This window comes from Myroides injenensis M09-0166, from assembly GCF_000246945.1.
In the GTDB taxonomy this organism is placed as follows: Bacteria; Bacteroidota; Bacteroidia; order Flavobacteriales; family Flavobacteriaceae; genus Flavobacterium; species Flavobacterium injenense.
This window is the reverse complement of the sequence record NZ_BAEX01000097.1, coordinates 1-12,053: the sequence shown is the minus strand read 5'-3', so window position 1 is coordinate 12,053 and position 12,053 is coordinate 1. Positions and strand designations below refer to the sequence as shown.

The 12,053-nt window shown below is 30.8% G+C and carries 12 protein-coding genes; 4 read left to right on the top strand and 8 right to left on the bottom strand.

What is annotated here, in order from left to right; genetic code table 11:
- The first annotated feature begins 175 nt into the window (after nucleotides 1–175).
- Nucleotides 176–769 carry an RDD family protein gene (locus RH98_RS16210; RefSeq protein WP_081498635.1) on the top strand — a complete coding sequence of 198 codons (594 nt, stop codon included), beginning with the start codon at nucleotides 176–178 and terminating at the stop codon, nucleotides 767–769.
- Between the two features lie 63 nt (nucleotides 770–832).
- Here the strand turns inward: RH98_RS16210 and RH98_RS13295 are convergent, their stop codons facing one another.
- From RH98_RS13295 to RH98_RS13280, 4 genes are all read right to left on the bottom strand, one after another.
- Nucleotides 833–1,285, bottom strand: a complete 453-nt coding sequence (locus RH98_RS13295; RefSeq protein WP_010255793.1) for a PaaI family thioesterase — start codon at nucleotides 1,283–1,285, stop codon at nucleotides 833–835.
- Between the two features lie 827 nt (nucleotides 1,286–2,112).
- Complete coding sequence (locus tag RH98_RS13290; protein WP_010255792.1) at nucleotides 2,113–2,991, bottom strand: hypothetical protein; 879 nt, start codon at nucleotides 2,989–2,991, stop codon at nucleotides 2,113–2,115.
- Nucleotides 2,992–3,515: 524 nt separating this feature from the next.
- The gene (locus RH98_RS13285) at nucleotides 3,516–4,268 is read right to left on the bottom strand and encodes an MBL fold metallo-hydrolase (protein WP_010255791.1); all 753 of its coding nucleotides are present in this window, start codon (nucleotides 4,266–4,268) and stop codon (nucleotides 3,516–3,518) included.
- 77 nt (nucleotides 4,269–4,345) lie between these two features.
- On the bottom strand, nucleotides 4,346–5,188 hold the full coding sequence (locus tag RH98_RS13280; protein ID WP_010255790.1) for a helix-turn-helix transcriptional regulator: 843 nt from the start codon (nucleotides 5,186–5,188) through the stop codon (nucleotides 4,346–4,348).
- Nucleotides 5,189–5,399: 211 nt separating this feature from the next.
- Here RH98_RS13280 and RH98_RS13275 point away from each other — a divergent pair, with 211 nt between their 5' ends.
- Entirely contained in the window at nucleotides 5,400–5,939 is a 540-nt protein-coding gene (locus RH98_RS13275) for a hypothetical protein (RefSeq protein WP_010255789.1), read from the top strand.
- 179 nt (nucleotides 5,940–6,118) lie between these two features.
- A complete protein-coding gene (locus tag RH98_RS13270; protein ID WP_010255788.1) occupies nucleotides 6,119–6,622 on the top strand; it encodes a hypothetical protein in 504 nt (167 codons plus the stop codon).
- A 32-nt stretch (nucleotides 6,623–6,654) separates the two neighbouring features.
- Here the strand turns inward: RH98_RS13270 and kynU are convergent, their stop codons facing one another.
- Together kynU and RH98_RS13260 are read right to left on the bottom strand one after the other, a co-directional pair.
- Nucleotides 6,655–7,944, bottom strand: a complete 1,290-nt coding sequence (kynU, locus tag RH98_RS13265; protein ID WP_010255787.1) for a kynureninase — start codon at nucleotides 7,942–7,944, stop codon at nucleotides 6,655–6,657.
- Between the two features lie 297 nt (nucleotides 7,945–8,241).
- Nucleotides 8,242–9,267: a threonine aldolase family protein gene (locus RH98_RS13260; protein ID WP_010255786.1), complete on the bottom strand. Its 1,026-nt coding sequence runs from the start codon at nucleotides 9,265–9,267 to the stop codon at nucleotides 8,242–8,244.
- A 170-nt stretch (nucleotides 9,268–9,437) separates the two neighbouring features.
- Between RH98_RS13260 and RH98_RS13255 the strand changes: the two genes are divergently transcribed.
- Nucleotides 9,438–10,067, top strand: coding sequence for a chloramphenicol acetyltransferase (locus RH98_RS13255; protein WP_010255785.1), 630 nt, complete (start codon nucleotides 9,438–9,440; stop codon nucleotides 10,065–10,067).
- 7 nt (nucleotides 10,068–10,074) lie between these two features.
- On the opposite strand, the gene RH98_RS13250 is transcribed toward RH98_RS13255, so the two are convergent.
- A complete protein-coding gene (locus RH98_RS13250) occupies nucleotides 10,075–10,884 on the bottom strand; it encodes a helix-turn-helix transcriptional regulator (RefSeq protein WP_010255783.1) in 810 nt (269 codons plus the stop codon).
- Between the two features lie 37 nt (nucleotides 10,885–10,921).
- Entirely contained in the window at nucleotides 10,922–11,893 is a 972-nt protein-coding gene (locus RH98_RS13245) for a DUF6624 domain-containing protein (RefSeq protein WP_010255781.1), read from the bottom strand.
- Nucleotides 11,894–12,053: the final 160 nt, after the last annotated feature.

Genomic DNA, 12,053 nt, shown 5'->3' with positions numbered 1-12,053 from the left:
TAAACAAATAATTAACTTTTAGCAATATTTACAAATTGCTATAATAAAAAAAACATACTACCTATTTGATGGTAATTATAAGAGAGGACCTTATACTAAAGAGGATTTAGAAATGATGAATATTAAATCTGACTCACTAATATAGGATGAGGATTTAAACAAATGGTCTGAAGCTATAAACTTTCCTGAATTTCATGCCTTCATATCTATTATTAAAGACCATCAAAGTAAAACATCTAGAAACTATAACACTCCCACAAGTAAGAGCGAATATATTATAAGAAAAGATAATGAGGAGAGTAAGATTATACCCTCTCACAACTATAATTTTACTAGACATAAAATTACTTATCTCAATAACGGAACGCTTGAATTCCTAGACGAAACAACAAATGAAATTATTACTTATCGCTATGCAAACTTTGGTGAACGTTTTTTAGCATTTATTCTTGACTTCCTAATACTATTAATTCCCTCAATTATTTTTGCTGGAATTATTGCCAATTGGTTATATTTCGCACTTACTCAATCTGGAAAGAAACAACAATCAGTAGGACAAAGTGCTTTATCGATTCAATTATTAAGTATTGACGGTGATAAAGTTACTTTTGGTCAAGCAACGGGAAGATACTTTGCACGTTTTCTTAGTGCCCTGATTTTTATGATTGGTTATCTCATGTTCTTTTTTACAGACAGAAAACAATGCTTACATGATATGATTGCTAATACTTTAGTTGTACGTGAAATAAGCAGAAGATCTATTTTTTAATATAACAACAAGGATATTAATGAACCGATATTTTCTGTAGATTAATATCCTTGCCTTTTAGTACTATTCTTTTAATCTAATCGCTAATATTTCACCAGTAGCACAGATGCTATCATTTGCCGATAGTGTCATTTCTACAGTTATTTTACGCCCTTCAATACTCTTGAGTTTTCCTCTAATCACAAGTTCTACACCCATTGGTGTCAATGCTTTAAAATTCACATTAAGATTTCCTGTTACACAACGTACTGGAATGATTCCTTCTAAGGGAATATTATCCTTCACACAAGCAAATGCTGCCGCTGATGCAGTCCCGTGACAGTCTAATAATGAAGCAATCAATCCACCATAAACACTACCTGGCAAAGCTGTATACTTTTCAGATGGTAAGAATGTACTTATAGTTTCCTCACCTACTAAGAAAGTTTTTAATTGATACCCCTCTTTATTTTCTTTACCACATCCAAAACAGTGTGCTAAGTTCTCAGGATATAAGTCTTGTATTGCCTTTGTCATAATTCATTAGTTTATTTAGTTAATAGCTAACCTTCTACAAGGTCAATTTACGAATATAAAAAAATAGATGACGAAAAAAACAATAAAAGCAAGTAATCTCAGAAGTTACCACTAATTTAAACATTGTAATACTTCATATTGAGTAAGTATTACAATCTACACCTTAGAACTATGATTATCAATCATAATAAACACTTGTATCATCTCAATATCAAAAAGCGAAATTGGAAAAAACATTTAAAACCAAGTAGATAACCCCCCAATCCATCCAACACCAACTCATTAACAATAAAATAATTAACAACTAATTAGTGTAGAATACTTAGTTATTATAATAACACAAGATACAGAATAATGATCATGCTTTGATACTGCAGTGGTACCACAATGATGCCGCTATTTAACCATGTTTTAGCGGCATCATTGCGGTATCATAGCGGCATCATCCAGCAAATTAGTACAAGATTACAGTATTTATACATAAAATATGGATAGACTTTCTTTATTTAAAATACCTGAAGAGATCGATTAATAAAAGTCAACGGAGGAAGTATATAACAAAAAAATATCCCTGAACAGAATTGGAAGCCTGCGCAGGGATGACATTAGTAAATAACAGTTTTTACTAACAGTGCAATATTACGGAAATAGTTTTGAATTATATCCTACTTTCCGCATTTTTTTTAAATAAAATTCAATTAAAAATACAAATACATTATAATCAATATATTATATTCCTATTTAACATGTGTTTTTTTAATTTCAAACATCAAATAACTATAAAAAGGCATCGAAAAAGTCAACTCTATAGTACCTATAGTTTATTATTATGCGTATTGAACGCTATTTTGATTACAAAATACTCCATTACTATCATAAAAAGAAGTCATTTCAGTAGCATAATCTAGTACGCAAGAATAGTGCACTTGATCATTTACATAAAAATAAGTTACTTCTTGTTCTTCATTAGAAATTGATCTTGATACCAATACACCATTCTCATAAGTAATTGTATGGAGGTTTTGATCTATCTGGATACTTTCAGCTACGAGCTGACCATTTTCTAAATAGCACTTTGAACTATTGTTCTCCAAATCTACTATTCTTTCTATCTGCCCATTTTGATAATAAGAAATTCGTACATTATCAATATCATTTTCAATCTTTTCTATTTGACCATTTGGGTAATAATAATAGTTAATCATATTATTTTGACCCAACGAGTATAAATAGACTTCTGTTTTTTCTTGAATAATTCCCAATTCATTATAACTCTCAATAATCAAAGTAGTGTTGCTAATTTCAAAATGAGTGTGCAACGCTTCATTAATTCCAACATCCCCACTAACTGCTATACCTCCGTCAAACATTAGATAATATTCACTCTTATCTTCTTTATTCAAAAAATATGACTCCCCAAATAGCAGCCCTTCATTATCAATTGTGAACTCCCAGTAGAAATCATCGTTATTGACTAAATAGTTCCCCTCCTTTAGGATAGCTTCCTCACACTCACAAAACAAAGTTTGATACCTTTGTAACTCATCTTCATTAAGTTGCTCTACCCCTTTAGATTTCAATTCTTTATAAAGAGAGAAATCACAAAGCTTATTTACTTTTAGAACTTCTCCTCTTGTAATATCGTTAATATTTATAAAATATAATTCTGCTAATGTTGTTCTATTTTGAGTGCATTCTTTTTTCATACCATACCTAACTTTACTCATTAACTACTCTTACCTACTACACTAACTCAATTACTACAATTTTTATTGTACTAACTTATTTATTCATAGAGTAATTAATCTTGATTCTACACTTATTTATATTTTCATGCTTTTCTCAAAAACATTAAGTTTTAATTTAAACTACAATGTCACCCCTTTTTTAAGAAAAGCCAAAAAAACATATGCCAAATTTAAGTATTAATTTTCAATATATAAACTAAACAAACACTAAAAAAGTTAATTTATACTCTTTTCAAACAAAAAAAACACCAATATTCATAAAAAACAACACACTAAAGACTAAAAAAACTATTTTTATTTAAAAATACATTTAATTATATTTTTATTATAAAAAGTGTAAAAAGTATTTTTTTGTGGTAATAACTCATTTTCCACTTCAAAAAAAAATCTTTACTAGAAATAGTACTTTATAAAAACTACATTAATTTTAGCTAATTGTAAAAAAGAAGCATCATAGTACTTCTTTTTTAATTTGTTTCCATTTATAGTTCTTGAGGATCGTGATAACTAAAAACTTTAATATCTGGATATTTCGTTATAAACTCTTTAATATTTTTCAAAGTTGCGATACGCAATTCATTGTTATCTGCTCTTTGCGCAGCTAGATTAGACACAGGATGTTTATCATCCTCTAACTCAATTTGTAAATAATAAGCATCAGCCACATAAAACAACCATTTATTATCATTCAGTTTTACAGATACCCCACAATGTCCATAAGTATGACCAAAAAGTGGTATTAAATACACCTCTGTTAAAATTGGCAGAAACACACGACGTGCACTAAAACCAAACCAATTTATATCTTTGTCGCTATTATAAGTTACTATTGAACAATCATCAGGAAGTAAATTTCTAACATACCTTGGGTTACCTGATAAATAATTATTGTATTCTTCGTGTCCCAGATGTATTCTAATATTACTAAAATCAGATATTCCACTAATATGATCGCAATCCATATGTGAAATAACACAATCTTTTACCTTTGATAGGTCAATTTTCAAAGCCTTCAATTGGTGTACTGCCGTTAATGATTCATTTAATTGAAACCCAACTTGCTTGATTAAATCCTGACTAAACCTACTCGTTTGATTTAGAGAATCTAATAATCCAACACCAGCATCAATTAAAACAACGCTTTGTTCCTCTTCAATAACTAAACAATGACCAATAGCTATATCCCCTGTGGGAGATTTAATCTCTACACAATTTAAATGATGTATTTTTACCATACTATATAAATTATTTTTATACAAAAATCAATTTTATAGTATATTAAAAATAGAATATAAACGACATTTCAAATGTATTACTCAATTTTAATAATACGTGTAGTATCAAAACATTGTGTAGAATTTTCAAGAATAGTAGGATAACTATGAGTAACAAAAAATTTAGGAGAGCAACCTGCAAAAAGTCTAAAATCTCTACAGAAATGTGATTGGTCTGCGTAATTCAACATATAAGCAACATCACTTAATTTCGTAAAACGATGTCTCTGAAGCAATTGAACTGATTTTTGAAATTTAATAATTCTCCCAAACGTTTCCATATTTATCCCAACTCTTTTTTTAAATCTTCGCTGAAAAGTACGCTGCGATATATCATATTTATCTGCCCAATCTTTAGAATTAGCAATAGTACCACTCACCCTTATAATTTCATTTACACAATAATCTACTAAAGTATCACTATCACAATTCTCAATTTTCGATAAAAAATATTTAATAAGCAATTGTGCTTTTTCTTCTGCTAAGTTCAATTCTACCAATTGTTCTGTAAAATAAATTGGAAGCAATTCATCTGCATTAACTAGAGTATTTGTTAATTCGGCAGCATTAATATTAAATATCTTTTGAAATGCAGTTGGATAAAAGTCAACACCGAACAATTGAGCATCAGCATTAAAATAGTTAACACAAGGAACATTTGTTTTTTGACCATAGATAAATCCAATAGGTAATTTTCTGTGATCTAAACCATTATATAAAACAGAATTACCATTATTATGTTGAAAGATTATTCCTTGTGCACCGTCTGCTAATATGCGATAATTCATATGTTCATAATTATCTATATCAATCTTTGCATACCAAAAACGTTTTACAAATGGTTTTAAACGATTAGGAACTTCTATATTTATCGCCTTCATAAACTACCTTTATACATCTATTAGCAATAACGAATTTACTTTTAAATATTTCATCTTAATTACATTTATTTATTTTTTTAATCAAGATCTAAGATTAAACTATAAATCTAAGACAAAAGTGTTTATCACCTTTCGAAATTATATTTTTTAATGACGAATAATATTTACATTTGTTAGCCCTTCAGAGGTATAAATTTATATAATTAAAATCATGAAAAAAGCAATCACCTCAGCAATACTATTGCTTGCTACTTTAAATATTTCTGCTCAAGAAAAAAAACATACTTATACGTTAGAGGACACTACTCCAATTACAGTATTTGAAAATAAAAGTAAAAACACTGTTTTATACCTTGTCAACGACACAGCTATTAATGAAGGAATAAACACCATACTACCTAATGTTATAAAAGAAATGAAGGTAGAGAATTCAGCCATTGAACGCGATGGGATTATATACAATAGTACTGTAAAAATAATATTAAAAGAAGACTATACGCCTGAACTCCTACCTGTGCATGAATTCATAAATAAATACACTTTATTAGGTAGTGAACCTTACCTATTTGCTATTGATGGTAAGCTAATCAATGGACTGCCAAGTGATGTAACAATTGATGGAAAAAACATTATGCAAATTAAAGTGACTAAGATTGATCGCTCAGAGCTTCTGCCTGATTTCTATTTTATAAATCTAATTACTAGAACAGAAGATAATGTCAAAAAAGCAAACGAGATTAAAATTAAATAAGTAGTTATACGTATAAAACAAGGTTAACAACCTTATTTGTTGTGGATTATCCTTTGATTATATTAATTTTTTTTAGAACTTAGAGATGCTTTTTAATGAGTTATTCATATACCCCCTAAACTTAAATAACTTCTTAAAAGACAACTATACGACTACTAAAACTACTAACTCATTGATATATGACTACAACCATAATAACTTCTACCAAAAATGCAATCGACATTATTAAGGGTGAAAAGGAATATTGCCATATCGACAACTATCCTGATTACATCGTACTATTTACAAAAGATGGGAATATAGAGCATTATGCTGAGAACACTCACCTGCCTATAAAAGAATTATTCTTAATAGGTTTTATCGTTTTTTTGTTCCCTATTTATTATTTCTTTTCTATTGATAAAGAAATAATAGGAGCAATACTTGTTTTAGGAGCACTATTTATGCTTGTTAAAGCTTTCCAGGCAAAGCATATTGTATTTGATAACAAAATTGCTAAAAGTCAAATTAATTACGTCGAATTGATTATAGATAATGATAATGTCGCTAAAGGACTTATCTTTCATTTCAAAGATGAAAAGAACAAAAATAAACTAAGATATTTTTGGCTTGGAAACTTTTCGAAAAAACATCCAGAATTAGTATTAGAAGTACTTGAAGTATTTAACGTATATAAAAAATAGAAAAGCCTTGATTTAATCAAGGCTTTTCTATTTTACACGACAAGGGCTCTTTCATTACTATATAGCTCCCATTCTTTATTTTTCCCTATTATTTCTAATGCATCTATTAGTTTATAAGCATCTTCATATGAGTTGTATAATGCAATAGGCGCTAATCGTATTACGTCAGGTTCGCGATAATCAGGCACAATATCATGAGCCTTTAATGCTATACAAATGCGATAAGCTTCTTCATGCACTAAGGCTACGTGACCACCGCGTTTCTTATCATCTGTTTCGTTATTATACGAATAACCGTAGCCCTTCAATCTCTTATCAATTAAATACATCAAATAAGCGGTTAGATTTAGTGATTTCGCTCTAATTCTGTCAATTCCTGCTTCTTCGTAAATATTCAACACTCCTTCTAAAGGAGCCATTGAAAACAAATTAGGTGTTCCTGTTTGAAAAGCTACAATATTTGGCGCTTGTTCAAATTGATGATTTAATTGAAACTGCGTTTCGTCTTTATTGCCAAACCATCCTGCTAGACCTACAGTTTTATCAAAATGCTTTCTATTGATATAGATTCCTGCAGATGCGCCTGGACCAGCTGACAAATACTTATAATTACACCACACTGCAAAATCAGGCTGAACTTTCTTGAAATCATGAGGTACACTACCAATTGAATGACATAAATCCCAACCAATGATAATTCCCTTACTATGTGCCGCTTTTGTCAATCGATCCATATTCAACAATTGCGCACTGCGATACAGAGCTGATGGCAATAAGATAAGGGCAACATCGTCTGTCATTGCCTCTATTACTTTCTCTTCATCTATAAAAATATCATCAGCGCTCTCCACTATTTTTAAAACCTCATCGATAGCATATCCTTTTAACTTAATCTGACTATCGACAGCATAGCGATCGGTAGGAAAGTTTAAATCATCAACTAATATCTTATATCGCTCTTTTGTAGGTTTCCAAAAAGTAGCTATCGCTTGGTGAATATTTAAAGTAGTATTTGCCGTTACGATAACCTCATCTTCTTCTGCCTTTATCAATTTGCCTAATTGCTTACCTAACTTTAATCCATAGTGGAAATAATGACCTTCATCTACATTCCAAATTAAGATCCCTTGCTTTTTCCATACTTCCAACATCTTTAATAACGCAGCTTCTGCATCTTTTGAAGCCAAACCCAAAGAGTTGCCATCCATATAAATCTTTCCTCCTTCTAATTGATAAAAGCGATCTCTAAACGCTTTTAGCACATCCTTATCATCTAAAGCTTTAGCATAGTCTATTCCTAATTCAAAATCTTTATTTGCCATATTTTATAAATAGTTAGTTGTAATCGATTATTATCAAACTTTAGGTATAAATAAGAAGTAGGCTTGATATATTATTTTTTCAACTCCCCATCTCTATTCCATAAAAGATCATCAACCTGCTGATAAGATTACATTGCAACTTTTATTATTTTCCAACTTCTAAAAGTCAATAAATCGATTATCTAAGAGATTGATAGAGATAATCTTCAATTTTACTATTTTTTAAAAGTATGAGCAACTTTTTTGTGATTAAAAATCGTTAGTCTTGATTTACGATTTGAATTAGCACCATTCTCCCTATAGATTTTGTAAATCGCTGATAAATGCATCTACCTTACTTTCATCTGTATTCCAAGAAGTAATTAATCGAATGGCAGCATTATCCTTATCTATATCTTTCCAAATGTAGAAGTCATACTTTTTACTAAGCTTTTCAATTAATGATTTAGGCAAAATAGGAAATAGTTGATTTGTAGGCGAACTTGCTAAAAAATGATAACCTAAACGCATGACTTCATTTGTTATTTTGCCAGCCATTTCATTAGCGTGCTTTGCTAATTTGAAATACAAATCATTTTTAAACAATTCTTCAAACTGTATTCCCAATAAACGACCTTTTGCCAATAGTGCCCCCTTTTGCTTTACACTGAAATCAAAATCTCTAGCTAATTCTAAATTATTAAATACAGTTGCTTCTCCTAATAATCCCCCATTTTTTGTTGCTCCAATATAAAATATATCTACCAAAGCGCTTAATTCTTCTAATGACAAATCATTACCGTTTGCGGTAAGTGCATGACCTAGACGAGCGCCATCAAGGTAAAAATACATTCCGTTATCCTTACAAAATTGCGATAAAGATGATAGTTCTTCTTTCGAATAAATAGTTCCTAACTCTGTAGGGTTAGAGACATACACCATCTTAGGCTTTACCACATGAGGCACATTACCATGACTTGCTATCACATTTTCAATATCACTTACACAAAGCTTACCATCAGGTGCATCTATACTAATTACCCTATGTCCTATCGATTCTATAGCACCTGTCTCATTAGTATTAATATGTCCTGAACTTGCAGAAATAACCGCCTCATAGGGACGTAACACATGAGAGATAACAATTAAATTGGTTTGTGTCCCTCCACTCATAAAATAGATACCAGCCTCAGGATTGCCAATTGCCTTTCTGATTAATTCTTTAGCATTGATAGAGTGGGTATCTAACCCATAACCAATCTCTTGCACTAAATTAGACTTTAATAAACTATTTAATATGTTAGGATGGGCTCCTTCTGAATAATCACTTTTAAAACTGTACATAACTATTTCTCCTTTTAATAAAACAAAAGTACGCCCTTACTATTTACTAAAATAGTATCTACTTAACCTAATTGTATAATTTTAACCTGTTTGTGATAATTAGTTGTTTAACGCTGTGTAATGGAATTATTTATTACTTTTACTCTCCTTCAACATTAAGCTCTTAAGCAATGAAACTAATAGATATTGATACTTGGAATAGAAAAGAACACTTTGAGTTTTTCTCAAAAATGCAAAGTCCTTTTCTGGGGGTAACTGCTAATGTAAAATGTACTTCAGCTTACCAGCTAGCAAAGTTAAATAAATGGTCTTTTTTTGCTCTATATCTTCACCAATCCATGAAAGTTATCAATGACATTCAAGCTTTTAAATTGAGAATTATAGAAGATAAGGTATATGAATTACCTCAAATTAATGCTGGAGCCACTATTTCTAGAAAGGATAACACATTTGCCTTTATATACGCTGAATATCACAAAGACTTTCAAACTTTCTGTGACAATCTAAATAAAGAAATAGAGGAAGTACATCACTCTACTGGTCTGCGATTAAACGATGATGACGTAAAAGTAGATTTGATTAGACATACCACTCTACCATGGGTATCATTTACAAGTATACTGCACCCAACCAACTTTAATACAAAAGACAGTGTGCCTAAAATATCTTTTGGTGGTCTATTTGAACAAGATGGAGAAATGTATCTACCTATTTCAGTAGAAGCTCATCACGGATTAGTAGATGGTTATCATATTTCTCTCTATTTTAAAGAACTAGAGAAGAGCCTTTGCAGCCTATAATCTAGTTTTAAATATTGTGCATTCTGAATTGAAAAGGTGTCATACCATTAGCCTTTTTAAACACTTTTATAAAATGGCTCTCGTCAGAAAACTTACACTCATAAGCTATTTGAGCCACACTAAGTGAAGATGCTATAAGTAATCGAGAAGCCTTCTCTAACTTAATTGATCTTATATAATCACTGAGTGTTGTATTAAAATATTTTGGAAACGTACGCGATAAATAAACGGGATGTAAATCTAGTTCACTTGCTAATGATTCTAATGAAAAGTAGTTGTGGTCGCCGTCATTTAAAAGTTCTACCACTCTTTTTACCCAAAGAGGTTTATCACTGACTGACTTTGCGGTAGTGCGCAATAATTCTGCAAAAGCCTGCAGCAGCAAACCATCTATAGCAATAGCAGAAACACTATCTTGAATTAAAGATTCTGTATACACCTTACTGAATATACTCTTGATAGTTGGGTTATCGATACAATGATCCCCTTTTAAAGTGCTGTCATTGACATTGTATTTCTCAAACCAACGCTGCTCTATCTCAATGTGTATAAACTCAAAAGTTTCTTGGATGTTACAATTGTAATGTGCTTCTTGGGAATGATGGTACAGCAAATCATTAGGCAATAAATCTGACGTTCCTTTTTTTGTAACTTCGTTAAGATGCCCATTAATATTATAAATAAAATAAGCGTTCTCATGATAATGCCATGGCACATGTAGACTAGGAGCTGCAATTGATTTACTCACTACAATATCGTTGCCAAACACTTGGTTACAACAATCCCCAAAAAGTTTACCTCTCTCTAAGTAATTCATGTACTGACTTATTTAAACTAAAAAAATAGAAATGTCATTATTTTATATTAAGCTCTTTTTCTAATGCTGCACTGTCTTCCTTGTACTTCTCAATACTCCACTTCTGTCCTGTGTTCTTAGAGACATATTCTTCCAATGTGGGAGTTAACTTTACAGTAGCTCTACGCTGATCTACATTGTCAATATCCTCTACTGGCCAGAGTACAGCCCCCTTATTATCAATAGTGACTATCTGGCTTCCATATATTTGTCGCTTGCCTTCTCTCATCGCTATCCTATCAACTAATACAGCATAGTTACTTGCTTCTAACTTATTGTCTTTAACTGCCTTTTCTAATATAGGCTGATACTTCTTCTGAACGTCTAAGTTAGCATGCTGTATAACTATGAAAAGTGTAGTAACCCCTTTATGCCCTATTTCTTCTCTGCCTAACCAGCCGTACTTATCTAATATCTTCTCTACCTCAATTAAATTAGACGAATCTATAGCTTGCATCTTTTCAATCAGTACTTCTTCTTCTCTAGTGCCTCCCTTTCCTTTAGCAATTAACAGGTTATAATCCTTTCTTATATTTTGGTCTTTTTCAAAAATCTGATCTAATACTGCAATTACATCTTTATAAGGACTCGTTTCATTAAGGTTATGTTCTTTTATTTGTTGCACAAATACTTTCCATTCTGGCATATCATGCAAAGGTTCGAAATCAGGAATAAACTCAATATAACTTTGTATAGTAGTATCTATTTTACCCTTTTGTACATAGGCATTTAAGTACATAAGAGCCTTTTCTTTATTTCCTAGTAAGGAATGTAACTGTGCAAGCTGAAAGTCATACTTAGGATTTTTTGTACGAACTAATAAACCTTCCATGATAGGAAGCGCTTGCTCGTACTTCTTGTCCTGCATCAGACTTGCACTCTGTGCTTCTAGAGTACTTATTTTTTCTTGTGCCCCAACTTGTAAGGCAAACAATATCATTGCACTATATAAAAAACCTTTTCTTACCATCTTATATACTATTGGAAATATTAGGCAAAAGATACTACTATTTTTTAAATAGCATAACTTATTTAAATAGTGAGAATAGTAATAAAGTTTTTATAAATAAGTACTAGAACTTTAACCAATAAAATTAGAGGCTTACCTTAACGTAAGCCATACTACGTGT